25 protein-coding genes are annotated in these 26268 nt (G+C 66.9%); 10 read left to right on the top strand and 15 right to left on the bottom strand.

The window, feature by feature from the left end; all coding sequences use genetic code 11:
* Nucleotides 1–112: 112 nt before the first annotated feature.
* The gene (locus ABD231_RS08055; RefSeq protein WP_344147411.1) at nucleotides 113–2095 is read left to right on the top strand and encodes a GTP-binding protein; all 1983 of its coding nucleotides are present in this window, start codon (nucleotides 113–115) and stop codon (nucleotides 2093–2095) included.
* Nucleotides 2096–2375: 280 nt separating this feature from the next.
* Here the strand turns inward: ABD231_RS08055 and ABD231_RS08050 are convergent, their stop codons facing one another.
* From ABD231_RS08050 to ABD231_RS08030, 5 genes are all read right to left on the bottom strand, one after another.
* A complete protein-coding gene (locus tag ABD231_RS08050; protein ID WP_344147408.1) occupies nucleotides 2376–3551 on the bottom strand; it encodes a macrolide family glycosyltransferase in 1176 nt (391 codons plus the stop codon).
* Between the two features lie 61 nt (nucleotides 3552–3612).
* Complete coding sequence (locus ABD231_RS08045; RefSeq protein ID WP_344147404.1) at nucleotides 3613–4176, bottom strand: HAAS signaling domain-containing protein; 564 nt, start codon at nucleotides 4174–4176, stop codon at nucleotides 3613–3615.
* A gap of 91 nt (nucleotides 4177–4267) precedes the next feature.
* Nucleotides 4268–5059, bottom strand: coding sequence for a putative protein N(5)-glutamine methyltransferase (locus ABD231_RS08040; RefSeq protein WP_344147401.1), 792 nt, complete (start codon nucleotides 5057–5059; stop codon nucleotides 4268–4270).
* A 19-nt stretch (nucleotides 5060–5078) separates the two neighbouring features.
* Nucleotides 5079–6029, bottom strand: a complete 951-nt coding sequence (locus ABD231_RS08035) for an SDR family NAD(P)-dependent oxidoreductase (RefSeq protein WP_344147398.1) — start codon at nucleotides 6027–6029, stop codon at nucleotides 5079–5081.
* Between the two features lie 16 nt (nucleotides 6030–6045).
* Nucleotides 6046–6927, bottom strand: a complete 882-nt coding sequence (locus tag ABD231_RS08030) for a LysR substrate-binding domain-containing protein (RefSeq protein ID WP_344147395.1) — start codon at nucleotides 6925–6927, stop codon at nucleotides 6046–6048.
* A gap of 96 nt (nucleotides 6928–7023) precedes the next feature.
* Between ABD231_RS08030 and ABD231_RS08025 the strand changes: the two genes are divergently transcribed.
* Genes ABD231_RS08025 through ABD231_RS07990 form a run of 8 tightly spaced genes read left to right on the top strand, consistent with a single transcriptional unit; the run spans nucleotide 7024 to nucleotide 13965 of the window.
* A complete protein-coding gene (locus ABD231_RS08025) occupies nucleotides 7024–8073 on the top strand; it encodes a hydroxyacid dehydrogenase (RefSeq protein WP_344147392.1) in 1050 nt (349 codons plus the stop codon).
* 18 nt (nucleotides 8074–8091) lie between these two features.
* Nucleotides 8092–9234 carry a mandelate racemase/muconate lactonizing enzyme family protein gene (locus ABD231_RS08020; protein ID WP_344147389.1) on the top strand — a complete coding sequence of 381 codons (1143 nt, stop codon included), beginning with the start codon at nucleotides 8092–8094 and terminating at the stop codon, nucleotides 9232–9234.
* 21 nt (nucleotides 9235–9255) lie between these two features.
* Nucleotides 9256–10566, top strand: a complete 1311-nt coding sequence (locus ABD231_RS08015; RefSeq protein WP_344147387.1) for an ABC transporter substrate-binding protein — start codon at nucleotides 9256–9258, stop codon at nucleotides 10564–10566.
* Between the two features lie 3 nt (nucleotides 10567–10569).
* A complete protein-coding gene (locus tag ABD231_RS08010; protein WP_344147385.1) occupies nucleotides 10570–11517 on the top strand; it encodes a carbohydrate ABC transporter permease in 948 nt (315 codons plus the stop codon).
* Complete coding sequence (locus tag ABD231_RS08005; protein ID WP_344147382.1) at nucleotides 11507–12334, top strand: carbohydrate ABC transporter permease; 828 nt, start codon at nucleotides 11507–11509, stop codon at nucleotides 12332–12334. The genes ABD231_RS08010 and ABD231_RS08005 overlap by 11 nt, the downstream gene beginning before the upstream one ends.
* Nucleotides 12335–12336: 2 nt before the next feature.
* Entirely contained in the window at nucleotides 12337–13110 is a 774-nt protein-coding gene (locus ABD231_RS08000) for a sugar phosphate isomerase/epimerase family protein (protein ID WP_344147379.1), read from the top strand.
* Nucleotides 13111–13141: 31 nt separating this feature from the next.
* Complete coding sequence (locus ABD231_RS07995; protein WP_344147376.1) at nucleotides 13142–13597, top strand: carboxymuconolactone decarboxylase family protein; 456 nt, start codon at nucleotides 13142–13144, stop codon at nucleotides 13595–13597.
* Between the two features lie 17 nt (nucleotides 13598–13614).
* Nucleotides 13615–13965, top strand: coding sequence for a YciI family protein (locus ABD231_RS07990; RefSeq protein WP_344147373.1), 351 nt, complete (start codon nucleotides 13615–13617; stop codon nucleotides 13963–13965).
* A gap of 126 nt (nucleotides 13966–14091) precedes the next feature.
* Here ABD231_RS07990 and ABD231_RS07985 read toward each other — a convergent pair whose 3' ends face one another.
* The 5 genes from ABD231_RS07985 to ABD231_RS07965 form a co-directional block, all read right to left on the bottom strand.
* Nucleotides 14092–14394 (bottom strand): hypothetical protein, encoded by a 303-nt coding sequence (locus tag ABD231_RS07985; RefSeq protein WP_344147370.1) that lies wholly within the window; start codon nucleotides 14392–14394, stop codon nucleotides 14092–14094.
* 243 nt (nucleotides 14395–14637) lie between these two features.
* The gene (locus ABD231_RS07980) at nucleotides 14638–15519 is read right to left on the bottom strand and encodes a carbohydrate ABC transporter permease (protein ID WP_344147367.1); all 882 of its coding nucleotides are present in this window, start codon (nucleotides 15517–15519) and stop codon (nucleotides 14638–14640) included.
* Complete coding sequence (locus ABD231_RS07975) at nucleotides 15516–16391, bottom strand: carbohydrate ABC transporter permease (protein WP_344147364.1); 876 nt, start codon at nucleotides 16389–16391, stop codon at nucleotides 15516–15518. Before ABD231_RS07975 ends, ABD231_RS07980 begins: the two co-directional genes overlap by 4 nt.
* Nucleotides 16392–16405: 14 nt before the next feature.
* Nucleotides 16406–17707 (bottom strand): extracellular solute-binding protein, encoded by a 1302-nt coding sequence (locus ABD231_RS07970; protein WP_344147361.1) that lies wholly within the window; start codon nucleotides 17705–17707, stop codon nucleotides 16406–16408.
* Between the two features lie 90 nt (nucleotides 17708–17797).
* Nucleotides 17798–18856 carry a LacI family DNA-binding transcriptional regulator gene (locus ABD231_RS07965; protein WP_344147358.1) on the bottom strand — a complete coding sequence of 353 codons (1059 nt, stop codon included), beginning with the start codon at nucleotides 18854–18856 and terminating at the stop codon, nucleotides 17798–17800.
* A gap of 98 nt (nucleotides 18857–18954) precedes the next feature.
* Between ABD231_RS07965 and ABD231_RS07960 the strand changes: the two genes are divergently transcribed.
* Complete coding sequence (locus ABD231_RS07960) at nucleotides 18955–21249, top strand: ATP-binding cassette domain-containing protein (protein ID WP_344147355.1); 2295 nt, start codon at nucleotides 18955–18957, stop codon at nucleotides 21247–21249.
* A 127-nt stretch (nucleotides 21250–21376) separates the two neighbouring features.
* Here the strand turns inward: ABD231_RS07960 and ABD231_RS07955 are convergent, their stop codons facing one another.
* From ABD231_RS07955 to ABD231_RS07935, 5 genes are all read right to left on the bottom strand, one after another.
* Complete coding sequence (locus ABD231_RS07955) at nucleotides 21377–22168, bottom strand: SGNH/GDSL hydrolase family protein (RefSeq protein WP_344147352.1); 792 nt, start codon at nucleotides 22166–22168, stop codon at nucleotides 21377–21379.
* A 117-nt stretch (nucleotides 22169–22285) separates the two neighbouring features.
* Entirely contained in the window at nucleotides 22286–23059 is a 774-nt protein-coding gene (locus ABD231_RS07950; protein WP_344147349.1) for an energy-coupling factor ABC transporter ATP-binding protein, read from the bottom strand.
* On the bottom strand, nucleotides 23056–23814 hold the full coding sequence (gene cbiQ / locus ABD231_RS07945; RefSeq protein ID WP_344147346.1) for a cobalt ECF transporter T component CbiQ: 759 nt from the start codon (nucleotides 23812–23814) through the stop codon (nucleotides 23056–23058). The genes ABD231_RS07950 and cbiQ overlap by 4 nt, the downstream gene beginning before the upstream one ends.
* Nucleotides 23811–24830 carry an energy-coupling factor ABC transporter permease gene (locus ABD231_RS07940; RefSeq protein WP_344147343.1) on the bottom strand — a complete coding sequence of 340 codons (1020 nt, stop codon included), beginning with the start codon at nucleotides 24828–24830 and terminating at the stop codon, nucleotides 23811–23813. Before ABD231_RS07940 ends, cbiQ begins: the two co-directional genes overlap by 4 nt.
* 45 nt (nucleotides 24831–24875) lie before the next feature.
* Entirely contained in the window at nucleotides 24876–26234 is a 1359-nt protein-coding gene (locus ABD231_RS07935) for a dihydrolipoyl dehydrogenase family protein (RefSeq protein WP_344147340.1), read from the bottom strand.
* Nucleotides 26235–26268: the final 34 nt, after the last annotated feature.

Here is a 26268-nt window from a genome sequence, read left to right as displayed (position 1 = left end):
CGTTGGTGTACTCGGGATGTTCGAGAAACCCTAGTCAAGGAGTGCATTGTGCGAGCTCGCTTCATGTCTGTCGTGGAAGGAAAGGACATCCGCTCTGAGGACATGAGGTCGCGTGAAAGTACTGAATCTTGGCATCCTGGCGCACGTCGACGCCGGTAAGACCAGCCTGACCGAGCGGCTGCTGCACGCCGCCGGAGTCATCGACGAGGTCGGCAGCGTCGACGACGGCAGTACCCAGACCGACTCGCTCACGCTGGAACGTCAGCGCGGTATCACGATCAAGTCGGCGGTCGTGTCGTTCACGATCGGCGACGTCGATCCGGTGACGGTCAATCTGATCGACACCCCCGGTCACCCGGACTTCATCGCCGAGGTCGAGCGGGCGTTGAGTGTGCTCGACGGTGCCGTACTGGTGGTCTCCGCAGTCGAAGGCGTGCAGGCGCAGACACGCGTGCTGATGCGCACCCTGCAGCGACTCCGCATTCCCACCCTGATCTTCGTGAACAAGATCGACCGCTCCGGCGCCCAGTACGACGGTGTGCTGAAAGCGATCACCGACAAACTCTCGCCGTCCGTCGTACCGATGGGGTCAGTCACCGGCCTCGGTACCCGCACCGCGTCATTCACGGCCGCCGATCCGCAAGGTGCCCTGCTCGAGGTACTGACCGAGAACGACGACGCCCTCCTGAGAACATTCGTGGAGAACGAGAAAGCGCTCTCTCCGGACACGCTCCGACGAGCACTCATCCAGCAGACCGGACAAGCACTCGTGCACCCGGTGTTCTTCGGATCCGCGATCACCGGAACCGGCGCGCAGGCACTCACCGACGGCATCCGCGAACTGTTGCCGACCGCAAGAACGGCCGGGAGAGCGCTCCACGGCAAGATCTTCAAGGTCGAGCGCGGTGCAGCCGGCGAGAAGATCGCCTACGTCCGGATGTTCTCGGGCGCACTGCGGATCCGCGACCGCGTCCGGTACGGCGCCAGCCAGGCGAAGGTCACCGGATTGCGCGTCTTCGAAGAGGGCGAAGCAGTCATCGCCAGCGAGGCCGCGGCCGGCCAGATCGCCCGGGTCTGGGGACTGCCCGACGTACGGATCGGCGACCAGCTCTACACCGACGAGCCACCCGCCCACGCCGACGCCGGTGGATTCTTCGCGCCGCCGACGCTGGAGACCGTGGTGACGCCGAAGCGGCTCGGCGATCAGGGAAAGCTTCGGGAAGCGCTCTCTCAGCTCGCCGAGCAGGATCCGCTGATCAACGTGCGACAGGACGACCTGCGTCAGGAGACCTCGGTCTCGCTCTACGGCGAGGTCCAGAAGGAGGTCATCCAGACCACGCTCGCGGCCGAGTTCGGCATCGAGGTCGGGTTCCACGAGACCACCACGATCTGCGTCGAGCGCGTCAGCGGTACCGGTTCGGCGTTCGAGATCAAGAAGAAGGACGGCAACCCGTTCCTCGCAACGATCGGACTGCGGATCGAGCCCGCGCCGGTAGATGCCGGCGTCACCTTCGAACTGGAAGTCGAACTCGGGTCGATGCCGTACGCCTTCATGAAGGCAGTCGAAGAGACCGTCCGGGAAACGCTCTCTCAAGGTCTGCACGGCTGGCAGATCCCGGACGCGCGGGTGTTCCTGACGCACTCCGGATACTCGGCTCGGCAGAGTCACTCCCACGCCGTCTTCGACAAGAGCATGTCCAGCACAGCCGGGGACTTCCGCAACCTCACTCCCCTGGTCCTGATGACCGCCCTACAACAAGCCGGTACGTCGGTCCACGAGCCCATGCACCGCTTCCAACTCGAGGTCCCCACCGACTCCACGAGTGCAGTGCTGGCCGCCCTCGCCCGTCTCCGAGCAATCCCCCAAGTACCGGCCCTCGCCGCCGGCACCTCGATCCTCGAAGGCGCGATCCCCGCAGCCGCCGTCTACCAACTCGAGCAGCAACTCCCCGGCCTCACCCGAGGCGAAGGCGTCCTCGAATCCACCTTCTCCCACTACTACCCCGTCGTCGGCACCCCACCCCACCGCGCCCGCACCGACCACAACCCCCTCAACCGCCGCGACTACCTCCTCCACACCCAACGCCGCATCTAAACCCGCAACTCGCCCGCCTGACATGCGTCGGCTCGCGGCAGAACCCGCCGCCGGCACGGTGGCTTCAGTCGCCGGTCTCCGCCCCCACCGGAGTGACCAGGCGGAGGAGTGGTGGGCGGCCGCCCATCGCCGACTGTGCGGACCGTGTCGTCGGCAACCGATTGCCAGCGACCCGAAGGTCACAGTCGGCAGCACACTTGTCGCACTCGCCACGGTGGCTTCGGTCGCGCGCGGCGGACCTGCGCCGGGGTGATGGTGCGGTTGTCGGTGGGGTGCCAGATCAGAGGGCTAGCTGTGCCTCGATGGCGTCGGCGGCTTGGGTTGGGCCGCCGGCTGTTGTGAGGTGGGCGTGCATGTCGGCTAGGGACTTGCGGATGGCTGGGTCGGCGACGATGGCGTCGACTGTGGAGCGGAGTGAAGTGGGGGTGAGGTCGGGGAGTTGCTGGCCTAGGTCTAGTTCGGTTACCCGGCGCGCATTCGCTTGCTGCTCTGGGGTTTGGGGGTAGGTGGCCATCGGCACCTGGTTGAGCAGGGACTCCATCACCGAGTTCATGCCGGCGTGGGTGAGGAAGGCATCGGCGTGCGCTAGGACCGTGGGTTGCGGGAAGTATGGGCGGACGTCGAAGTTCGGTGGGAGCTCACCGAGTGAGGCAACGTCGACCTGGTCGCCGATGGCCATTGCGACCTGCCAGTCGGTTCCGGCGAAGGCTTCGGTGCAGGCTGCGAAGAAGTCGGGGCGGTCGTTGACCGCCGTACCGAGGGAGATGAACAGCAGCGGCGAGCCCGGCGGTTCCCAGTCCGCCGTCGGTACCCGCGCGCCGATAGCCGGCCCGACGAAGTGGAACCGCTCGTCGAACGTCTCCCCCGCGATCTGGAACTCACGCGGAATGAACACCAGATTGAGCGGAGCAACCGCTCCCGCCGCCGCCACCTTGTCCACCGGTACGCCGAACTCCCGAGCGAACGCAGAGCGCTCGGCCAGGAACTCCTGGAACGCCGGATGCCCCGGATCGAAGTCCGCGGGGATGAGCGACGGAGTCAGATCGAAGTGCTCGTTGGTGGCGAAGTTCGCGACCGTCGTTGCCTCCGGCAACCCGAGCTTGTCCGCCAGCATCGAGCCGATGAACGTCATCATGTCGTAGCAGAACAGGTCCGGCCGATCGTCGCGCAGCCACTTCTCGAGCACCGGCATCAACGGCCGCGCGGCCCGCACGTACCCGGTCAGCATCGCGCTGAGGTCAGCCGTCGTCTGCCCGCCCGGCGACACCTTCAGCGGCCGCGGCACCCAATCGAGCTCCACCATCGTCGCGCCGGCAGCCTCGACCGCACTCCGGTACGTCGGTCCGGTCGCATAGCTGACGCGGTGGCCTCGCCGGACCAGCTCGGCGACCAGCGGCAGGGTCGGATTGAGGTGCCCGGCGGCCGGGATGGTCAGGAACGCGATGTGTTTACCCATAGCGCACCCATCATTCCGGCTCACCCCAGAACCCAGGAACAGGTTTTGCCCCTCTGGGCAACTAGGAGGTTGCTGGTGTGGCACCGGCGAGTCGGGTCCGGGTGGCGGAGCGTCCCGCGCGGCCGTTCTTGAGCAGCAGGACGACCGGCGCGATGGTGATCACGGTCGCGATCGCGAGCGTCAGCATGAGCGGGAAGGCCACGGTCATCTCGATGCCAATCGCGGCGCCGTACCCGAGCGGCCAGCCCAGGGTGGCGATCACCTTCTCGCCGCGAGTCCAGCGGTCGGAGGTCCACAGCAGCCAGACGCCGGCCAGCCAGCCAATCACCAGGACGAACGGCCCGATGAGCAGCAGCGCCACCGCGCCGAAGTCCCGGGGACGAAGGCGCGGCGGGACCTCGACCTGGACCAGGCCGTCGGTCGCTGCGGCGACGATCTCGGAGGGATCACCGAGTCGCTGCAACACAGCGCGCACGTCGCCGTCCGAGGTCGCCCCCTCGGCGCGTGCCTCTGCGATGTGCGTCCTCATATCGGCGATGAGCTCAGTACGGCGCTCCGCCGGCAACGCCTCGACGGCCGTGGCCAGCTCCTTCAGGTACGCCTCGACCAGCCGGTCAGCGCTCATTTCGGGTCTCCCTCGTCAACTACCTTGCGATACAAGGTATCTGTCAACGCATGAGAGTGCAACCACGCTCACAAGGTGCTCGACGCGCGCCCTAGCCGAGATAGGTGCCGTGGACAACGTTCGCGCCGAGCTCCTCGTCGACCGTGACCTCGGCGGCCAGACCGTGCTCGACGAACACCCCACAAGCCAACGGCGCTTGGCGCTCACTCACCTCGACGAAGACATGCCCGCCAGGCGACAGCCACTCATGCGCCTGCGCGACCACCCGCCGCAGCAAGCTGAGCCCATCCGGGCCCCCGTCGAGCGTCACGTGCGGTTCGTACAGGCGAGCCTCTGCCGGTAGCAGGCGGATCTCTTCGGTCGGCACGTACGGCACGTTCGCCAGCAGTACGTCGATTTGGCCGCGGAGCTCGGCGGGCAGCGCGTCGTACAGGTCGCCTTGGTAGACCGCTCCACCCGATGGCGCGAGATTGCGCATGGCGCATTGCACTGAGGCCGACTCGATGTCGGCAGCGTGGAGTGACACCTGCTGTTCAGCAGCGACAGCCGCGCCCAGCGCACCCGAGCCGCAGCACAGGTCGACGACGACCGCACCCGGCTCGGTTACTCGCAGCGCCTCCGCGACCAGGAACTCGGTACGGCGGCGTGGGATGAACACGCCGGGGTCGACAGCGATCCGCAGTCCGCGGAACGATGCCCAGCCGAGGACGTATTCCAGCGGCTCCCCGGAGACCCGGCGATCAGTCAGTACGTCGAGTTCGGCCGCGTCGCGCGCGGTCTCGGCGACGAGCGCGGCCTCGTCCTCGGCGAAGACGCAGCCGGCCGCGCGCAGCCGGCTGATGATCGCGCCGAGGTCGGCAGATGGAACAGAAGCGACGGTCACAGCACCCCTTCGACCGACCTTACCGGAACGCGTTCTCTCCGGTCAGCTCCGCCGAGAGCGTCCACAACCGTGCGGCCGACGCCGGGTCAATGGCGTACGGACGGACACCCGGGGTGTCGTCGGTGGAGACTTCGGCGATCTCGCAGTCCTCGCAGAACAGCCCGCCGAGACCCTCGAGCTTCGGTGAGGTCGCCGCCCAGACTGTGGTTGCGGCGCCCTGCTCGGGGGACTTGAATGCCGGATGCGCCGGGTTGCCGTCGGCATCGATCCAGCCGTAGCCAACCATCTCCTCGTGCTGCAGATGCCGTTGCAGCGGGGTCAGGATGCCACCCGGGTGCAGTGCGAACGCGCGCACGCCGGAATCCTTGCCCAGGGCATCCAACTGCACGGCGAACAGGACATTGGCGGTCTTGGCCTGGCCGTACGCCTCCCACTTGTCGTAGCCCTGGTCGAAGTTCAGGTCGTCCCATCGGATGTCCGAACGCCGGTGACCGGTCGACGACACCGAGACCACCCGCGCACCGCCATCGGCGGCAAGCGCCGGCCACAGCCGGTTCACCAGCGCGAAGTGCCCGAGGTGGTTGGTCGCGAACTGGGCCTCCCAGCCGGGACCGATCCGGGTCTCCGGCGAGGCCATGATCGCGGCGTTGTCGATCATCAGGTCGATGCTGCGACCCGACGCGAGGAACCGGTCGGCGAAGGCGCGAACGCTCTCGAGATCACCAAGGTCCAGCTCTTCGATCTCGACTCCGGAGATCTCAGAGAGCGCTTCCTTGGCTGCGTCTGGGCGGCGGGCCGGGACGACCACGTGTGCGCCGGCCTTCGCCAGGGCGCGGGTCGTCTCCAGGCCGAGGCCGGAGTATCCACCGGTGACGACGGCCAGTTTGCCGGTCAGGTCGATGCCGGCGAGTACGTCGTCCGCGGTGCTGTCGTGCCCGAATCCCGAGCCGATCGCGTGCTGTCCAGTCATGGCTCGAGCCTACGAGCTAGAGCGCACTCGAAGTCAAGCTTGCCGTCAGTCGTTGCAGAGCTGGGTTCGGATTGTCGGGACTCCAGCAAGCATGCAACGTCACCGAGTGCGCGTCGGACGCGTCCAGCTCACGGTAGCTGACCCCCTCGACCCGCATCGCCATGATCGACCGCGGGATCAGCGCACATCCCAACCCTGCCCGCACCAGCGCGAGCATCGTCGGAACCTGCGAGGCCAACTGACTCACGGCGTACCGATCCATGCCGATCATCGCCGCGCAGATGTCATGCAGGTACTGCGATCCCTCGGGGCTGTACCCGATGTATTCCTCGGTGACATCGGCCAGCGTCACCGCCGAGTCGCCGACCGCCAGCGGATGATCCGCCGGTACGGCGAGCACCAGATCTTCGGAGTGCACGAGCACCGACGCGAACTGATCCGGGATCGGCGGACGCACCAGCCCGATGTCGATCTCCAGTTTCGCCAGCGCCTCGAACTGATCCGGACTGACCAGCTCGGTGAGTTCCGCCGTCACAGCCGGCGCGTGTTTGCCGACGGTGGTCAGGAAGTCCGCCAGTACGGCGTACGCCCCGATCGCGGTGAACGCGATCCGGAGCGTTCCGGTGTGACCGTCCGCCGCACGACGGGCAGCCTCCGGAGCGACCTCGAGCAACGCGAGGACGCGCCGGGCGTGGTCGAGAAACGCGTCGCCGGCGGCGGTCAGCCGCACTCCCCTGCCGGTCCGATCGAAGAGCCGGACACCGAGAGAGCGCTCTAAGCCCTGGATCTGCCGGGTCAACGGCGGCTGGGTCAGATTCAGGCGCTGGGCGGCGCGGCCGTAGTGGAGTTCCTCCGCGACGGCGACGAAGCCACGCAACTGCTGGAGCGAGAGATCCATACCGGCACGGTATCGGTTCATGCGAAATCGGGCTTGGACCTGCATAACGGAAAGCGCCTACCGTCGAGCTACCGACCAAGCTGAGGAGCTGACCCTGTGCCTGAATCTGTGCCGGACTCCGGCCTGAGACTCGCCGCGCTGATGTCCCCGGCGCGCGCCGCCGATGTAGTGGACGCCGCGACCCGGCGCCTGCTCGACGAGCGGTTCGAGGTGGTCTGGGCCACCCAGCAGCACTTGGCCGGCCCGGATGACCCGGCCAAGCCGGCCGCTCTCGATCCGGCCGCGGTTCCCGAACTGGCCGCCGGTGCCGACGTGCTCCTGACCAGCTGGGGTACGCCGACACTCAGCAAGGAACTGTGGTCCGGCGGAACCGGACCGAAGGCGGTCGCGCACGCAGCCGGCACGGTCAAGAACCTGATCGACCCGGCCATCCTCGACCAGGGCGTCGCCGTGTTCTCGGCGGGACCGCGGATCGCGTGGTCGGTCGGCGAGTACTGCCTCGCGGCGATGCTCACCCAAGCGCGCAGGCTCCCCCGGTTCGACGGCGCGATCCGGGCCGGCGGCTGGAAGCAGACCGGGTTCCGCGGTCATGAGCTGGCCGGTGCGAAGGTCGGGATCATCGGTGCGAGCAGTACAGCGCGAGCACTCATCACGTTGCTCAAGCCATTCGGCTGCGATGTCGTCGTCTACGACCCCTACCTGAAACCCGAGCGCGCGACCGAGCTCGGCGTGCGGACGGCCGACCTCGGAGAGACGGTAGAGAGCGCTTTCTTGAGCGTTCATGTCCCGAATGTCCCGGAGACCAAGGGCATGATCACCCGAGACCTGATCGGCCGGATCCCCGACGGCGCGGTCGTGGTCAACTCCTCGCGCGGACCCGCGATCGACCAGCAGGCTCTGCTGGACCACGTTCTCGACGGCCGCCTGTACGCCGCTCTGGACGTCTACGACCCCGAGCCGCCGAGCTTCGGAGAGAGCGTTCTCCAGAACGCGAACCTCCTGCTCACCCCACACATCGCTGGCGACACCGCCGAAGGTCACCTCGCTCTCGCCGGCTACGTGCTCGGCGACGCCGTTCAGTGGATCGACCACGGCACGCGCGGACCGAGCTTCGTCGACCCGGCCGTCTGGTCGATCGCGGCCTAAGGGCCTGAGAGGACTGTCATGTCGAAGATCAGACAGGTCGAGGTCTTTGCGGTCGCCGTGCCGTTCGCACGGAAGTTCGTCCTCGGGAGCGGCGCTGTCGGCGCACCGGACACCCGGCCGGATCAAGCCGCTGCGGTCGTCTTCGTGAAGCTGACGACCGAGGACGGCGTGGTCGGCTGGGGAGAGCAGAGAGCGCTCCCCAGCTGGAGCTACGAGACCGCCGAGACGATGGCCGTCATCATCCGCCGGCATCTGACGCCGATCCTGCTCGACCTCACGCCGTTCGACGTCGAGCTCTTCCACCAGCGCGCCGCCAAGCGACTCAGCCCGGCAGTCTCGAACGGCTTCCCGTTCGCCCGCGCCGCCGTCGACGTCGCGATGCACGACGCAGCCGGCAAGCTCGCCGGGATCCCGGTGCACGCTCTCCTCGGCGGCAAAGTGCACGACGAGATCCCCCTCTGCTCAGCGATCGGGGTCGGTGACCAGGACACGGTTCGCGATCATGCGATCCAGTCCTCGGACTATGCGGCGTACAAGGTGAAGATCGGTGGTGATCTGGACGCTGATGCCGCGGCGATCCGGACAGTCGCCGAGGTCGCCGGCGGCAAACCGCTGTGGCTCGACGCCAACCAGTCCTACCGGCCGAGTGCGCTCAAGCAGCTCCTCGACCGCACCCGCGACGTCCACACAATCCATTGCGTCGAGCAACCAGTTCCGAGCACGGACACGCTGGCGATGTCCCGGCTGCGCAGTCTCATCGATCTTCCGGTCGCGATCGACGAGGGCAGCTTCTCCGCGCAGGACCTCGCCCGGGCGATCCGCCTGGAGGCGGCCGACCTGGTCGTGGTCAAGGTCTGCAAGGCAGGCGGCTTGCGCAACGCGCTCAAGACCGCCCAGACAGCGCTCTCCGGCGGTCTCGAGATTCTCGCCAGCGGGCTCACCGACTGCGGGATCGCGTTCTCCGCGGCGCTCCACGTATTCAGCCAGCTCGACCTCGCGCTGCCCGCCGAGCTCAACGGTCCCGAACTGCTCTCCGATTTGTATGTCGAAGGGCTCACCATCACCAAGGCCGTCGCAACGGTCCCCACCGCCCCAGGCCTGGGCGTTCAGGTCGACGAGGAGCGCATCCGCGCCGAGTCGATCGACCTCGCCTTCCACTAGTCAGAAGCATCGAGGAGAGCCATGCCAGCCAAGCTGTCCCGCCGCAGCTTTCTCGAACTCACCGGACTGGCCGGCCTGGGGGCGGCCGTCACCGGCTGTTCCACCGGTCCACCGGCCGGGACTGCGACCTGGGCGATGTGGTCGAGCAGCGCCGCGGAGAAGAAGGTCTGGGAGGACTTCAGCCAGTACGTCGAGCAGCAGCTCGGCGTGAAGTCGGTCCCGACCCTCACCCCGTCCAGCGGTTACCCGACCAAGCTCGACCTGCAACTCGTCAGCGGGACCGCGAGCCTGGTCACCGCGATCAACGGCACCCTGATCCCGACGTACGCGGCCCGGGGTGCGCACCGGCCACTCGACGACCTGATCGCGGCCGACCCGGACTTCGATCTCGACGACTTCTATCCGACCAGCCGCCGGATCTCGACGTTCAACGGGAAGACGTACGGGATCGGTTTCGACGTCGCGCCGACCGTCATGTACTACAACAAGACGCTGCTGCAGAAGCAAGGCATCCCGCTGCCGTCCCGTACCGAGCCGATGCCGTGGGCAACGTTCAGGGAGCTGGCCAGGGAGCTCACGAAGCCGGGCGAGCAGTACGGCTTCACCTGCGCCCCGGCGATCGACGACCTCGTCTCCTGGATCTACTGCGCCGGCGGCAACGTGATGAACGACGCGGCCGACCGCAGCATCCTCAACGAGCCGGAGGCGATGGAGGCGATCCAGTTCGTCATCGACCTGTTCGTGAAGGACAAGGTCACGCCGCCGATCAAGAACCTGGTCACCGAGAGCTCGCTGTCCAACTTCATCCAGGGCAACGTCGCCTTCATGCAGAACGGCCCGTGGCAGGTCGTCAACGTCCGGAAGGCGAAGTTCGACTGGGACGTGATCCCGTTCCCGGCCGGAGCCGCCGGGAGTACGCCGCGGGTGTCAGGATCCAGCTTCGCGATTCCATCGGGGGTGCGCGAGGGAGCCGAACTCGACCTCGCGTGGAAGCTGCTCAAGACCCTCACCAGCACCGGCGCCCTCGACATCTACGCGAAGGCCGGCCGCAACAATCCGGCCCGGCGCAGCGCCGGCAGCGCGTTCCAGGCGCCACCGGACAACCTCGGCATCGTCCAGGAGATCCTGGCCGGCAAGCTCGCCGGCGGGCACGCGTTCGACGTCACCACCAACTGGAACCAGGTCAAGCAGTTGCTCGGCCAGGACCTGCCGCGAACCTTCCTCGGCCAAGTCCCGGTCAGCGACGCGATCGCCGGCCTCACTCCCCGCCTGGACATCCTGATGCGTCAGCACCAGGACACCATCCGCCAAGCCACCGCCAGGAAGGGGTGAACCATGGCCGTCGACACCGCACCACCCGCGGCCGCACCGCCCACAACGAGCACCACCGGTTCGAAACCGACCCCGCGCTGGCGCAACCGTGAGTCGCTGACTGCCTGGCTGTTCATCCTGCCCAGCCTGATCGGCTTCCTGATCTTCACCGCCGGACCGGTCGTCGCGGCCGGCGTCATCTCGCTGCTCGACTGGAACCTGTTCAGCGCACCGACCTGGGCCGGGCTGCGCAACTTCGCCCGGCTCGGTCCCGATCCGACATTCTGGTCCGCGCTCGGCAATACGGCGTACTTCACGCTGTTGAGTGTCCCGCTCACCATCCTGATCAGTCTCGCGCTTGCGCTGTTGCTCCATCAGGGTCTGAAGCGGGTCGCGGTCTTCCGCTCGCTGCTGCTGTTGCCGTACGCAACGATCACGGTGGCGGTCGCGTTCGTCTGGATCTGGCTCTACATCCCGCACGACGGCCTGGTGAACGCCGTGCTCGGATGGTTCGGTATCAGCGGGCCGCAGTGGCTGATCTCGGACACCTGGGCGATGCCGGCGCTGATCGTGATGAGCGTCTGGAAGAGTTTCGGCTTCGGCATGGTCGTCTTCCTCGCCGGGTTGCAAGCGATCCCGCAACAGCTCTACGAAGCCGCCCGGGTGGACGGGACGTCGGCCTGGCAAAGCTTCCGCAACATCACGCTGCCGATGCTGTCACCGGCGTTGTTCTTCGTGATCGTGACGTCGATCATCGGCTCGTTCCAGGTGTTCGACCAGGCGCTCATCATGACGAACGGCGGTCCCGGCACCCGCACCACCACCCTCGTCATGTACATCTACCGCACCGGCTTCGAGAACTACGACCAGGGGTACGCCGCCGCTCAGTCGCTGGTGCTGTTCGCGTTCATCGTGCTGATCACCGCGGCCCAGTTCACCATGCAGCGAAAGCTGGTGCACTATGACAACTAGTCAGATCCAGAAGAAGCTGATCATCTTCACCTGCTTCATCGTCACCGCGATCACACTGGTTCCAGTCGTGATGATGGGGCTCGTGGCCTTCCAGTCCGATGCCGAGTCGATGGCGGCGAAACCATCGTTCTGGCCGAGCACCTGGCACCCGGAGAATCTGACCCGCGCGTTCGACCTGGTCCCGCTTGGCAAGTACCTGCTCAACACCATCTACTTCGCTGCCGGCACCACCTTGCTGGAGACCCTGACCGCTGCACTGGCGGCGTACGCGTTCGCCCGGCTGAACTTCCCCGGCCGCAGCTGGCTGTTCGGGATCTACCTTGCCACGCTGATGATTCCGTCCCAGGTGACGCTGATCCCGCAGTTCGTGCTGGTCGCGAAGCTGCACGGGATCGACACCTGGCCGGGGATGATCCTGCCGCACGCGTTCACCGCGATCGGCGTCTTCCTGCTGCGTCAGTTCTTCCTCGGCATCCCCCGCGACTACGAGGAGGCCGCCCGGCTGGACGGCGCGAACCGATGGCAGGCGTTCGTCCGCGTGATCGTGCCACTGGCAGTCCCGGCGATCGCGACGCTGGCAGTCTTCAAGTTCATCGGTCAGTGGAACAACCTGCTCTGGCCACTGGTGATCTCCAACAGCGACGCGACCCGTACGGCGTCGGTCGGGCTGCAGGTGTTCCAGGACACCAACGGCACCCAGTGGAACCTGCTGCTGATGGCCGCCACCGTCACCACCGTGCCGCTGATCGTGCTGTTCTTCCTGACACAGCGATGGTTCGTCCGAGGTATCACCATGAGTGGGCTGGGAGGCCGCTGAGTATGACGTATCTCTGGTCCGTCTTCACCAAACCCTGGGCCGGGCTGCCCGGCGACGAACTCGGCCGGCTGATCGCCGGGCTCGGGTTCGCCGGCGCGGAGGTCCCGGTCCGGGACACGGCGTACGTGACGACGGCGACCGCGGAGGCCGAGCTGCCGACGTTCACCAAGCAACTGCGCGACGAGGGCATCGAGCCGATCAGCGTGGCCTCGGACCTCACCGAGCCGGTGTTCGCCGCCTGCGCGGCGGCCGGGGTTCCGATGATCCGGATCATGGCGCCGCTCGGCGACGACGGTTACGCGGCGTCGGTACGGCGGAATCGCGCGCAGCTCGAAGCTTCCGTCGTACTGGCTGAGCGGTATGACGTCCAGGTCGGCGTCCAGCCGCATCACGGCAGGTTCGTGTCGTCGACCCTTGGTGTCATGCAGTTGCTGGACGGGCTTCCGGAGCGATTCCGGCTGGTCTGGGACGCAGCACATGACGCGCTCGCCGGCGACGATCCGGCGATCACGATCGAGCTCGGAGCCGCCCGGCTCGGCATCGTGAATCTCAAGAACGCGAAATATCTCGACAACGGGAAGACGCAGTTCGGGCAGGCCGACGAAGGCCTGTCCGACTGGTCGGCCGTCCACGCGGCGCTGGTGCGGGCGGAATATTCCGGACCGGCCTGCCTGACGGCTCAGTATTCGGACGTGACCGTATCGGTCGAGGACCGCGTCCGAAAAGATCTGCAGACCGCTGTCACATCCTGGCGCCGGGATCCGTCGAGGGAGTGAAGACACCCCAACGGAACCAGGAGTTACCACCATGACTGCTCGTCTGACCAACCCGACCGCTCTGCTGCCGGACGCCATGAAGGGCATCCAGAACATCTTCAAGGCCGTCCACCAAGGCGGGGCGCCGGGCGCGGTCCTGGAGCTCGTCCACCTGCGGGCGAGCCAGATCAACGGCTGCTCCGCCTGCGTGTACGGCGGTATCAAGTCGGCGCTGAAGAACGGTGAAACCGATGAGCGCCTGCACCAGGTCGTCGCGTGGCGCGAGTCCGACCTGTTCACCGACGCCGAGCGCGCCGCACTCGCACTCGCCGAGGAAGCGACCCGGATCGCGGACCGGCCGGACCCGGTGTCCGACGCAACGTGGGCAGCTGTCTCCGAGCACTACGACGAGACGCAACTGGCTGCGATCCTGTTGATGATCAGCCTGACCAACCTGTTCAACCGCCTGAACGCCGTCACCCGGGCCCCGGCCGGCGCGACCTGGTGACTCAGTAGCTTGGTGGCATGAAGTACATGCTGCTGATCTACGGGAACACCGAAACCTGGGAAGCGATGCGCGCCGAGGGAATGGACGCGGTGTACGGCGCTCATCGCGCTCTCCTGGCCGAGATGCGGGCGGCCGGGGAGTTCGTCGCCTCGGACGGACTGACCACCGCCGGCGCACGAGTCGTGCAGCTGCAGGACGGCGTACCGGCGGTGACGGACGGTCCGTTCACCGAGGCCAAGGAGGTATTGGCCGGTTACTACCTCGTCGAGTGTTCGCTGGAGCGCGCGACCGAACTGGCGGCGAAACTTCCGGAGGCGCGCTTCTCCCCCATCGAGATCCGTGCGCTGACCGCTCCGATCCCCGAGTGAGCGGTCAGAAACCCTTACAGGCCACGCCTCTGGGCCTCGGCAGGGACTTGCCGGCCTCAGCTCGGCGTTGGGACCTGAGACCGGCGAGTCACTGATTCAGCCCAGTGATCTGGACCTTGTGTGTGTTCAGTGCGGTGCGGCCGACGCGAGGATGACCCCACCTGAGGCAGGCGAATCGCCCATCCCCCGGCCTCCCCGGACGAACACGGTGGCGCCTCGCTCCGGCGCCGTGGCGCCTTCGCCGAGCCGCAGCGTGGTGGTCATACCGTTGCTCAGTCTGAGCACCGCCACGCGTCGCGGCCGGACCGACGGGATCGACGAGTTCACCTCGTGGATGCCGGTGCAGACCGCTGGTTGGATCGAAGCCCGTCCGAGTCCTCCGTTGCCGTGACTCCTCACATCACGGCACTGCTCGGCGAGCCTTGTCATCGCTGACACGCTTCCCCCTTCTTGTCGTTACAACCCCCGAGTGACAGTTGGCGCGGCCCGTGTTTCCATGCAGCCGCACACTCCCCCGTCCTGTCCGCACCCGGAAACGACGCGGAAGTGATCCGTGAAGCCTTGCTGAGAGTGACGAGGTTTTCAAGGGATGAGTTCAGGAATCCCGGGTTCCGGAACTGTTGTCCAGTTTCCGTACGGACGTTGTTCTGTCATGCAAACCTTCGCAACCCTTTACTGGCCGCCGAATCCGGTGGTCGCGATGCCCTTGATGATCTGGCGCTGGAAGAACAGGAACACCACTACCAGCGGTAGTGCGGCGAGAATTGCCGAGGCCATGTTCTGTGCATACTGCAGGCCGTACGCACTTTTCACCGTCTGCAACCCGACCGGCAACGTCATCAGGTCCGCGTCGGTGGTCACGATGAACGGCCAGAGGAAGTTGTTCCAAGCACCGATGAACACGAAGATCGCGACCGCGGCCAGGATCGGGCGGGACAACGGCAGCACGATCGACCAGAACACCCGCAACCGGTTCGCGCCGTCGACTCTCGCCGCGTCCTCCAGTTCGATCGGGATCTGGTCGAAGAAGCGCTTGAGGATCAGCACCATCGCCGGCGCGAAGGCCTGCGGCAGGATGATGCCCCAGTAGGTGTCGACGAGATTGAACGTGAGCATCTGGCGGAACAGCGGGATGATCAGCAGCTGCGGCGGAATGATGATCGCCGCAATGATCGCGGCGTACAGCCAGCGCCTGCCGCGGAACGAGATCCGCGAGAACGCATAGCCGGCCAGCGCTGAGGTCGCGACCGTGATCAGCGTGATCGCGACCGAGGTCAGCAGGCTGTTCCACGCCCAGGCCGGGATGTTGCCGGCCTCCAGCACCTTGCGGTAGGCATCGAAACCCAACCCGTCCGGCGGACTCAGACTGATCGACGAGGCACCGGCGTCCGCCTCACTCTTCAGTGAGGTCAGTACCGCCCAGGCGAACGGCACCAGCCAGGTCGCGGCCAGGAACGCCAGCACCAGCAGGGCAACCATCCGCGAGATGCTCCAAGGATTCTCGCCGGGCTTGTGTCCGCGCTTGATGCCACGTGACAACGTGTAGGTGCTCATACGGCGCTCCTGCGGTTGATCAGTTTGTACTGCGCCAGCGACACCAGCACGATGATGGCGAAGAACAGGTACGAGATGGCCGACGAGTAGCCGAAGCGGTAGCCGGTGAAGCCGGACTCGTAGATGTACTGCACGACCGAACGGGTCGATCCGGCCGGACCGCCGTTGGTCAGCATGTAGATCTGGTCGAAGACCTTCAGCGACGCGAGAATCTGCAATGTCAGGATCAGGCCCGTCGTCGGCGCCAGCTGCGGGATCACGATCGAGAACAGCTGCCGCCATTTGCCGGCGCCGTCGATCGCGGCCGCCTCGAACTGCTGCTCCGGAATGTTCTGCAATGCCGCCAGGTACAGCAGGAAGTTGAAGCCGATCGTCCACCACAACGTGGTGACCACGACCGAGATCATCGCAACCTTCGGATCCTGCAACCACGCCACCGGCGCAATCCCGAACTCCGCCAGCACGCCGTTGATCAGGCCCAGCTTCGGGTTGTACATCCAGGACCAGAACATCACCACGACGGTCGAGGCGAGCAGGTACGGCAGGAAGAACGACAACCGCCACAGCCAGCGCCCCGGCAGCCCGAGGTTCACCAGCAACGCGAACGCCAGCGACAACACGACCAGCGGAACCGTGCTCAGAACCGTGAACCACAAGGTGTTGCCGAGCGACCGCCACATGTCGGGATCGGTCAGTGCTTCGGCGTAGTTCGCGAACCCGAGCAGATCGCCACCCGAGCCGGTCAGCGTCTCGCCGGTGAAGCTGAGGTAGAGCCCGTAGATCGCGGGCACCACGAGGAACAGGGCGAACAGTACGGCGAACGGTGCCGCGAACGCCCATCCGGTGAGGCTCTCGCCACGTCGGTTCGACATCGTCAGATCGCCTTTCATACCGGTTGTGGGCGGTCGAGCAGCACGTTCAGCCGCTTCACGAATCCGGCGAACCCCGCCTCGGGATCACCGCTGCCGAGATACACGTTCTGGACGTTCTCCGCGAAGTACCGGTGGAAGTCGCTCCCGGCACCCCCGAACCACGCATCCGGGTCGTAGTTCACGTACTCCGGGATGTCCGCGTAGTTCGACTGCGGCTTCAGCGCCTGGTACTCCGGGCTCTTCACCACGGGCTGGTACGCCGGGATGTGGCCGGCGCCGGCCCATTTGACCGACCGCTTGAGGATCTCGGCGACCAGTTGGTACGTGTGCCGCCGTCGTTCCGGATCGAGCTTCGACTGCCGTGGCAGCACGAACGTGTGCGAGTCCGCGTACGCCGCATCGGTCCCGAACAACGTTGGAATGGGACGCGCGTCGAACTGCAGTTTCGATTCCTTGAGCGTCGGAAGCTCCCAGACACCGCCGAACAGCATCCCGCTCTCACCGTGCAGGAACTCACTGGTCGCCGTACCGCCGTCGCCGGCTTTGGTGGCGATCGTGTCGTCCAGGAGGGACTGCACGAACTTGAGCGCCTTCACCGCGGCGGCCTCGTCGACCTGGGCCTTCTGCCCCGGGACGAGCTTCATCTCGGCGTTCTGCTGGCGGTAGAAGGTATAGAACAGCCGCCACATCTGCGAGCCGTCGCCGAGGTATCCGTAGGACAGACCGTGCTTGCCGGTCACCTTCTGCAGCTTGCGCGCGGTCTCGGTGAACTCCTCGGGGGACTTCATCGTCTGCAGCGCGTCGGTGACACCGGCCTTCTCGGCGTGCTCGGTGTTGTAGTAGAGCACGAACGGGTGGGTGTCGAGCGCGATCGAGTACAGCTTCCCGTCGTACAGGCCCTTCTGCCAGACCAGCGGCGGGAAGTCGCTCTCGCGCAACCCCACCTCCGCCAGCAGGTCGAGATCCCATGGCTCGAGCAGGCCGCCGGGCGCATAGCCCGCGATCCGCGACGCGTGCATGATCGCGAGGTCCGGGGCCCGGCCGCCGGCCGAGGCCATCGCGAGTTTGGTGTAGTACGGCGGGCCCCAGGCCAGCACGGTCTGGGTCGCACTGAAGCCGAGGTGCTGGGCATTGACGGCGTCCACCAGGCCGGCCATCACGATCCCGTCTCCACCGGTCATCAGGTGCCAGTAGCTGAGGTCGGCGGCCGACCGGGACGCTCCGGGCGAGCATCCGACCAGGACGCCACCACCGGCGACCGCGGCCGCCGTACCGAGTAACCGACGGCGGGAGAACCGCCGTTCCAACGCACTCATCCAGTCTCCTTCGCAGGGATTTCTGGATGATTACATCGTTGGAATACGTTGACAAGTGTTTGTGTGTGTTTTTGCCGGAACGTGTTCGAGTTAGCGGGTGGTGCTGACCCGCTCGATCACCCGGTGCGGGACGATCACGCGGCGGGGTGCGGCGTTCTTGTCGGCCATCCGTTCCTCGAGCAGCTCGAGCGCGGCGCCGACGAACGCGCGCCGGTCGAAGTCGACCGTGGTCAGCGGCGGGATCATGAACTGGCTCTCGAGCACGTTGTCGAACCCGGCGACCAGCGTCTGATCGGGTACGGCGACGCCGGCGCTCCAGAGCGCGGACAGCGCGCCCGAAGCGAGGGTGTCGGTGAAGCAGAAGAACGCATCGGGGAGTTCGCGCTCGGCCAGGTACTTCCCCACGACCGTGGCCGCGCCCTCGGGTCGCCAGCGGTCCAGGCCGATCTCCAGGGCCGGGTCGTTCGGGATGCCGGCCTCCTCGAGCGCCTGGCGATAACCCGCGGTTCGGAGCCGGGAGGCCGCCGTACCGGGGGCTTCGGCGGCACTGCCCAGTACGCCGGCTCCACTGGATCCGCGCGGGATTTCCGGCGTACCGACGGCGACGATCCTGCGGCAGCCGCGGGCGATCAGGTGCCGGGTCATGTCACGGGCCGCGGCGACGTTGTCGATCGCGACCTGGCTGACCAGGTCCTGATCGACGTCACCGATCAGGACGAGAGGCGGCAGCGGCCCGGCGGACAGTACGGCGCTGTCGTCGAGGTTGACCGGGTTGAGGATCAGGCCGTCGACCAGGTACGCGCGGGCTTTCGACAGCAGCTCGAATTCGCGGCGCGGCTCGGCTGCGGTCTGCTCGATCTGGACGCCCCAGCCGCGCTCGTGGGCGAGCTCGACGACGAGGTGGACGATCTCGGCCGAGTACGGCCGGAGCAGGTCCGGGAGGGCGAGGGCGATCATGCCGGTCCGGCCGTTGCGCAGGCCGCGGGCGCTCATGTTCGGCACGTAGTCGAGCTCGCTCAGCGCCTGCTCGACCCGGGCCCGGGTCTCCGGCCGGACGAACACCACACCGTTGATGACATTGGAGACCGTCTTCGGGGACACCCCGGCCAGTTTCGCGACGTCTTTCACGGTGGCTCGCATGCCGGACATTCTCACATCCTTCACGCTGTGTCGAAACTTTCCGGCCCGGGTGAGCGATGGCTTCGCGCAGAAAGTCTTCATCGGCGGTTCAATGGGAGGATTGAAGGATGCCTGCCACCGATTCGACCGCTCCAGCCGGTCACCCGGCCGCCGACAGCCACGACCTGATCGAGGTCCGCGGGGCCCGCGAGAACAACCTCGCCGGCGTCTCGCTCGACATCCCCAAACGCCGTCTGACGGTGTTCACCGGAGTCTCCGGGTCCGGGAAGTCGTCGCTCGTCTTCGACACCATCGCCGCCGAGTCCCAGCGACTCATCAACGAGACCTACACCGCGTTCATCCAGAACTTCATGCCCAGTCTGGCCCGGCCGGACGTGGACGCCCTGCGGAACCTGTCCGCAGCCATTGTCGTCGACCAGGAGCGGATCGGTGCCAGCTCCCGATCCACGGTCGGCACCGCCACCGACGCACACACCATGCTGCGGGTCCTGTTCAGTCGCGCCGGTACGCCGTACGTCGGGCCGCCCTCGGCGTTCAGCTTCAACCGGGCCGAGGGGATGTGCCCGGTCTGCGAGGGTCTCGGCCGGACCACCGAGCTCGACATCGACGAGCTCGTCGACCGGGACCTCAGTTTGAAGGATGGCGCGATCAAGGTGCCGGGGTACGGGCCCGAGACCTGGTGGTATCAACTGTTCTCGCAGTCAGGTCTGTTCGATCCCGAGCTGCCGCTGCGCGACTACTCGGCCGAGACCTGGCAGCAGTTCCTCTGGCAGGAACCGATGAAGGTCAAGATCGGCAAGAGCAACCTCACCTTCGAAGGACTCGCCGCGAAGGTCAAGCGCCAGTACGTCGGTAAGGATCTGGACACCATGCAGGCCCCAGCTCGGGCGTTCGGCGAGCGCGCGGTTCGGCAGGAGACCTGCTCGTCGTGTGGCGGTGCGCGGTTGAACGAGGCGGCTCGGTCGGTCACCATCAACGGCCGCACGATCGGCGACTGCTCGTCGATGCAGATCAGCGATCTCGCCAAGTTCGTGGCCGGAGTCGAGCACCCCGGTGTCGGTCCGATGCTCGACGGGTTGCGGCAGACGCTCGACTCGATGGTCACCATCGGGCTGGGCTACCTCAGCCTCGATCGCGAATCCGGCACGCTGTCGGGTGGTGAGGCGCAGCGAGTGAAGCTGGTCCGGCACCTCGGCTCCAGCCTGAGCGACGTCACCTATGTCTTCGACGAGCCGACGGTCGGGTTGCACCCGCACGACATCCAGCGGATGAACGACCTGCTGATCCAGTTGCGCGACAAGGGCAACACCGTGCTGGTCGTCGAGCACAAGCCGGAGACGATCCGGATCGCCGACCACGTCGTCGACCTCGGTCCGGGAGCCGGTCTGTCCGGCGGTCGGCTCTGCTACTCCGGTGACCTGGACGGGCTGAAGCGGTCCGGCACGTTGACCGGCCGCTATCTGGATCACCGCGTTGCTGTGAGGGACGACGTACGGCGTCCGACCGGGAAGCTCGTGATCGAGAACGCGAACCTGCACAACCTGCGCGATGTCAGCGTCGACATCCCGCTGGGTGTACTGACCGTGGTCACCGGGGTGGCGGGGTCGGGCAAGAGCTCGCTGATCCACGGCTCGCTGGCCGGTCGGCCGGGGGTGATCGTGGCCGGGCAGGAGCCGATTCGCGGTTCCAAGCGCAGCAACCCGGCGACGTACACCGGACTGCTCGATCCGATCCGGGCGGAGTTCGCGAAGGCGAATGGCGTGAAGCCGGGTCTGTTCAGCGCGAACTCGGTCGGCGCGTGCCCGTCGTGCAAGGGCATTGGGTTGGTCTACACCGATCTCGCGATGATGGCCGAGGTCGCGTCGGTCTGCGAGGTCTGCAACGGGGCGCGGTTCACGGCCGAGGTGCTCGCGTACAAGTTGCGCGGGAAGAACATCAGCGAGGTACTGCGGATGACCGTGACCGAGGCCCGGGAATTCTTCGTGAAGGGGCCGGCCCGGACGATCCTGGACCGGTTGTCGGCCGTCGGGCTCGGCTACATCGGGCTCGGGCAGCCGCTGACCACGCTGTCCGGTGGTGAACGCCAGCGACTGAAGCTCGCGATCAACATGGGCAAGAGTGGTTCGATCTACATCCTGGACGAGCCGACGACCGGGTTGCACCTGGCTGATGTCGACGCGCTGCTGACGATGCTCGACAAGCTGGTCGAGGACGGCAACACGGTGATCGTCATCGAGCACCATCAGGCCGTGATGGCGCACGCCGACTGGCTGATCGACATCGGCCCCGGCGCCGGCCACGACGGCGGCCAAGTCGTCTTCACCGGAACCCCCGCCGACCTGGTCGAGTCCAGCCCCACCCTCACCGCCGAACACCTCCGCGAATACGTCGCCACCGAGTAACCGCCACCCGCGCAACGTCCGACGATCCGGAGACCAGGCCTGCGGATCGTTCGGACGTTACGTGGAAGGGGGAGCTAACGTCCGACGATCCGGAGACCAGGCCTGCGGGTCCTTCGGACGTTGTGGGTCAGTCCTTGGTGAGGGCGGGGGCTACGAGGTTGGCGTAGGCGGCTTGGCCGGCGATGTTGGGGTGGTAGGACTCGCTGACGGGGTTGGAGAGGCCGTTGATCCATTCGGGGCTGCCGCAGACGGCGTGGCCGATGAAGGCGGAGGTCGGGTTGACGAAGGAGAAGCCGGCTCCACTCGCAGCATTGGCGATCTTCGAGTTGAGGAGGTCGGCGGTTTGGTTCAGGCGGGTCATCTCGGCGGGACTGAAGAAGGTGCCGGCGTTGCAGTCGGTGCCGTTGAACAGGCGTGGGTAACCGACGACGATGACCTTGGCCGAGGATGCGCGGCTCTTGATCGAGCCGTAGAGACCGTTCAGCCGGCCAGGGATCGTGTTGTTGATCGTGGCCTGGGCGTTGTTGATCGCGGTGTCGCAGTCACCGAGCCAGGCCGGCTTGGCGCATTCGGTGATCACTGAGGAGAAGCCGGCGTCGTTGCCTCCGACCTGGACGGTGATCCGGTTGGCCGCGCTGGTGACCGCGCTGAGCTGGTTGTTCGTGACGTCGGCGACGCGCGCGCCGGAGCAGGCGACGAAGGTCAGGTTCGCGCCGAGCCGGGCGGCGTCGAGGTAGGGATAGGCCTTGGTCGAACGCTGGCACGAACCGCTGCTGGAGATGTACGTACGGGTGCCGACTCCGGAGGCGTAGGAGTCGCCGAGGGCAACGTAGTTGACCGCGGCGTGGGCGACACCAGGGACGAGGAGCGTCGCGGCGCCGAGGGCCGCGGCGGACAGAGCACTGACGATGGACTTCATGGGCGGACCGCCTTGGGTGCGAGGGGTGGCGACTGAAGTACTCAAAGTCACGATGGCCGACTCGCGGGTAACAGACAAGGTCTTGGTAAGAAACTGGCCGCGTATTTCTGGAGTAGGTCAGCGGCCTTCGGGTCCGGGCACCGAGAGCGGGTCGAACCCGTACGGCAGTTCCAGCCGGTGCGCGCTCATCAGGTCCGCGTCGCCGAGCAGGTCCCGGGTCCGGCCGTCCGCGACGATCCGGCCGCTGTCCATCAGCAGGCTCCGCTCGCACAGTTGCAGGGCGTACGGGAGGTCGTGGGTGATCATCAGCAGGGTCACATCGAGACCGGTCAGGATGTCGGCGAGCTCGCGCCGGCTGGCCGGGTCCAGGTTGCTCGACGGTTCGTCGAGGACGAGCACCTCGGGACGCATCGCGAGCACGGTCGCGACCGCGACCCGGCGGCGCTGGCCGTAGGACAGGTGATGCGGCGCGAGGTCCGCGTGATCCTGCATACCGACCTGGACCAGTGCTTCACGGACTCGGTCGTCGAGCTCGGCGCCGCGCAGACCGAGGTTCGCCGGTCCGAAGGCGACGTCGTCACGCACGGTCGGCATGAACAGCTGGTCGTCCGGATCCTGGAAGACCAGACCGACCTTCCGCCGGATCACGCGCAGGTGGTCGCGATGCAGCCCGGTCCCGCCGATCTCGATCCGCCCGCTGCCGGAACCACCGGCGACCGAGCCGAGGATCCCGTTCAGATGCAGGACGAGGGTGGTCTTGCCGGCGCCGTTCGGGCCGAGCAGCGCCACGCGCTCACCGCGTTCGACGGTGAAATCGACGCCGTACAGGGCCTGCCGCCCGTCGGGGTAGGCGAAGACAAGACGTTCGACATGAATCGCGGGACCGCTCACAAGCCGACAACCCTAGCCGCCACCGCGACGGCCACCGCAGCCAGGGAGATCGTCAACCCTTCGAGCCACTGGGCCCGCGTCGCACCGACCTCGCCGAGCAGCGGCATCCGGCCGGTGTAACCGCGCGACCGCATCGCCAGGTGCACCCGCTCACCACGCTCGAAACTGCGGACGAACAGTGCGCCCACTCCCCCGGCGATCGCCTTCAGATGTCCGGCTCGGCCGCCGACGTACCCACGGGACTCCCGGGCGATCCGCATTCGGTGCAGGTCGTCGGAGACGACGCTCAGGTAGCGAACCATGAACGACAGGATCGCCACGAGGGTCGACGGCAACCGCAGGCGTTCGAGTCCGGCGAGCAGTTCGCGCGGGCCGGTCGTGGCCGACAGCAGGATCGCGGCGATCACTCCGAGCGTGCCTTTCGCCAGGACGTTCCACGCGCCGAGTACGCCGGACTGCGACAACTGCACGCCGAGTACGTCGACCGTCGGTCCCGTCGCCACGAACGGGAGCAGCAGCGCGAACACGATGAACGGCGTCTCCACCGCCAGCCGCCGGGAGACCACGAGCGCCGGGAGTTTCGCAACCACGAGTGCGGCGACGAGGAAGGCGGCGTACAGGGCGAAGGCCCAGAAGTTGGCGGCTGGGGTGGAGACGACGGCCAGGACGAAGACGAACAGGGCGACGATCTTCACCTGCGCCGGGATCCGGTGAACCTTGCTGTCGACCGCGACGAGCAGGCCGTCCCCGCTCACGACGCTTTGTTCGTGCGGAGCGACGCGACCTTGGCGATGGCCAGGCCGACCGCGATCGTGACCAGTACGCCGATGATGCCGGCGAGCGCACCGGAGACCTGCGCGTTGCCGATGCCACTCACGCCGTAGTCGGCCAGCGGGCTGCCCGCGACCGCGGAGTCCTTGGCCGCGCTCTCGAAGCCGAGCTTGGCGCCGACGAACTCGAGCCCGTCAGGATGGGCGCTGGCCAGCAGACTGACGCCACCGGCAACAACAAGCGTGATGGCGACCCCGATACCGAGCGAACGACCGGCCGGCTTGGCGGCGATCGGCTTATCCGGCGAGACCGTGGAAGTGTTGCCATCGGCATCGACCAGGATCAGGTCCTGCTGAAGGTGGCGAGCGGCGTACACGAGGTCGGGACGGGTCGCGACCACCGCACCGAGGACGGCCGCGGTGATGACAGCCTCACCGATGCCGACGAGGATGTGCCAGCCGACCATCGCGGTGGCAAGCTTGCCGAGCGGGATGTCGACCGCGCCGCCGATCGCGTAGAGGCCGGTGAAGGCCAGCGCTGCGACCGGTACGGAGACCAGTGCACCGACGGTCGCGGCCGGTACGACGCTCCCGGTCCGGCGCGGCAGCACCTGGAGCAGGGCGCGGGTGAGGAAGTACCCGACGAGCACCGTGATCAGGCCCATCAGCGTGATGTTCGTACCGAGTGCCGTCAGGCCGCCGTCGGCGAAGAGCAGACCCTGCACGAGCAGCACCGTCGACATCACCAGTACGCCGGTCCACGGGCCGACGAGCGCGGCCGCCAGCGCACCGCCGAGCAGGTGACCGCTGGTGCCGGCGCCGACCGGGAAGTTCACCATCTGCACCGCGAACACGAAGGCCGCGGTCAGCCCGGCCAGCGCGGGACCGGTCTCCCGGATCTCGCGGTTCGCGCGCTGCAGGCTGAAACCGACGGCACCGGCCGCGATCAGGCCGGTGGCGACGGACGTCGGGGCGTTGAAGAACCCATCAGGAACATGCACGCGCACATTCTTCGTCCTTTTGCGATCGAATCGCAACAGGGATCGTTATAAATCCTTCAGGGCATCACCGATCGCGCGGTGGAACGTCGGGTACGCGTAGATGACCTGTTGCAGAGAGTGCACAGGTACGGCGGCATGTACGGCGATCGCGAGCGCGCTGAGCACCTCGCCACCGGTCGGCCCCGCGCTGGTCGCACCGACCAGTACGCCGCGATCCGTGTCGACCACGAGTTTGATGAAACCCTCGTTCCCGGCCTTGTGAATCCAGCCGCGCGACGACGACGGGATCTGCGTCGAACCGGTCGCGACATTCAGCCCGTGCTCGCGAGCCTGCTTCTCGGTGAGCCCGACCGCGCCGATCTCCGGATCGGTGAAGGTGACTCGCGGCATCGCGTGATACCGGGCAAGCGGCGCATCCTGCGTGCCGAGGATGTCGTGTACGGCGATGTTCGCCTGGTACATCGCGGTGTGCGTGAACGCGCCGACCCCGGTCACGTCACCGACGGCCCACACACCGTCCGCGGCCCGGACGTGCTCGTCCACCTCGATCTTGCGCGCGTCCGCGTCGATCCCGACCTGATCCAGGCCGAGGCCCTTGATGTCGACCCGCCGACCGGTTGCCACCAGCAACTTCTCGCCGCTGACCGTGCGGCCGTCATCCAACGTGATCGTGAACTCGTTGCCGTCGTGCGCAACTTTCGACGCGTGTACGCCGGTGTTGATGACGACGCCGTCCCGCTCGAGCGCCTCGCGGGCGAGGTCGCCCGACTCCGGCTCCTCCATCGACAGGATTCGCTCGGCGCCTTCGACCACGGTCACGGCCACACCGAACCGGGCGAACACCTGGGTGAGCTCGACCCCGATCGCGCCACCGCCGAGCACGACCAACGAGGCCGGCAACGTCTCGGCCCGAATCGCGTCCTGGTTCGTCCAGAACGGCGTACCGGCGAGGCCGTCGATCGGCGGCACCAGCGGGACCGTGCCGGTCGCGACGATGATGCCCTTCGACGCCTCGAACTCCCGGTCGCCCGCCTTCACCGTGCGCTTCCCGGTGATCGTGGCGTGCTCGCGGACGAACGTGACGCCCTTCTTCACCAGCCGGTCGACCGCGACCTGGTCGTTCCAGTTGTCGGTCGCCTCGTCGCGGATCCGCTTCGCCACGGGAGCCCAGTCCGGCTGGACCGACGCCGTACCGGCCATGCCGTCGACACGGCGCGTCTCGGCGATCAGGTTGGCCGCGCGGATCATCATCTTGCTCGGGATGCACCCGTAGTACGGGCACTCACCGCCAACGAGCCGCGGCTCGATCCCCACCACGTTCAGCCCCGCCTCGGCCAGCCGCCCGGAGGCCTCCTCGCCGCCCACACCCAGCCCGATCACGACCACGTCAACCTGTTCAGCCATGCCGCCAATCTTGCAGACGCCTCGCCCCCGGCCA

Origin of the sequence: Kribbella yunnanensis (assembly GCF_039529655.1) — a bacterium.
Lineage (GTDB): Bacteria > Actinomycetota > Actinomycetes > Propionibacteriales > Kribbellaceae > Kribbella > Kribbella yunnanensis.
Note: the sequence above shows the minus strand (reverse complement) of the source record. Positions and strands in the feature narration are given on the sequence as shown.

Bases quoted from the DNA above. Each gene is read 5' to 3' on its own strand.
- ABD231_RS08050 (WP_344147408.1), bottom strand. From the start codon at position 3,551: ATGGGTAAACACATCGCGTTCCTGACCATCCCGGCCGCCGGGCACCTC.
- ABD231_RS08045 (WP_344147404.1), bottom strand. From the start codon at position 4,176: ATGAGCGCTGACCGGCTGGTCGAGGCGTACCTGAAGGAGCTGGCCACG.
- ABD231_RS08035 (WP_344147398.1), bottom strand. From the start codon at position 6,029: ATGACTGGACAGCACGCGATCGGCTCGGGATTCGGGCACGACAGCACC.
- ABD231_RS08030 (WP_344147395.1), bottom strand. From the start codon at position 6,927: ATGGATCTCTCGCTCCAGCAGTTGCGTGGCTTCGTCGCCGTCGCGGAG.
- ABD231_RS08020 (WP_344147389.1), top strand. From the start codon at position 8,092: ATGTCGAAGATCAGACAGGTCGAGGTCTTTGCGGTCGCCGTGCCGTTC.
- ABD231_RS08015 (WP_344147387.1), top strand. From the start codon at position 9,256: ATGCCAGCCAAGCTGTCCCGCCGCAGCTTTCTCGAACTCACCGGACTG.
- ABD231_RS08010 (WP_344147385.1), top strand. From the start codon at position 10,570: ATGGCCGTCGACACCGCACCACCCGCGGCCGCACCGCCCACAACGAGC.
- ABD231_RS08005 (WP_344147382.1), top strand. From the start codon at position 11,507: ATGACAACTAGTCAGATCCAGAAGAAGCTGATCATCTTCACCTGCTTC.
- ABD231_RS08000 (WP_344147379.1), top strand. From the start codon at position 12,337: ATGACGTATCTCTGGTCCGTCTTCACCAAACCCTGGGCCGGGCTGCCC.
- ABD231_RS07995 (WP_344147376.1), top strand. From the start codon at position 13,142: ATGACTGCTCGTCTGACCAACCCGACCGCTCTGCTGCCGGACGCCATG.
- ABD231_RS07990 (WP_344147373.1), top strand. From the start codon at position 13,615: ATGAAGTACATGCTGCTGATCTACGGGAACACCGAAACCTGGGAAGCG.
- ABD231_RS07985 (WP_344147370.1), bottom strand. From the start codon at position 14,394: ATGACAAGGCTCGCCGAGCAGTGCCGTGATGTGAGGAGTCACGGCAAC.
- ABD231_RS07980 (WP_344147367.1), bottom strand. From the start codon at position 15,519: ATGAGCACCTACACGTTGTCACGTGGCATCAAGCGCGGACACAAGCCC.
- ABD231_RS07975 (WP_344147364.1), bottom strand. From the start codon at position 16,391: ATGTCGAACCGACGTGGCGAGAGCCTCACCGGATGGGCGTTCGCGGCA.
- ABD231_RS07970 (WP_344147361.1), bottom strand. From the start codon at position 17,707: ATGAGTGCGTTGGAACGGCGGTTCTCCCGCCGTCGGTTACTCGGTACG.
- ABD231_RS07965 (WP_344147358.1), bottom strand. From the start codon at position 18,856: ATGTCCGGCATGCGAGCCACCGTGAAAGACGTCGCGAAACTGGCCGGG.
- ABD231_RS07960 (WP_344147355.1), top strand. From the start codon at position 18,955: ATGCCTGCCACCGATTCGACCGCTCCAGCCGGTCACCCGGCCGCCGAC.
- ABD231_RS07955 (WP_344147352.1), bottom strand. From the start codon at position 22,168: ATGAAGTCCATCGTCAGTGCTCTGTCCGCCGCGGCCCTCGGCGCCGCG.
- ABD231_RS07935 (WP_344147340.1), bottom strand. From the start codon at position 26,234: ATGGCTGAACAGGTTGACGTGGTCGTGATCGGGCTGGGTGTGGGCGGC.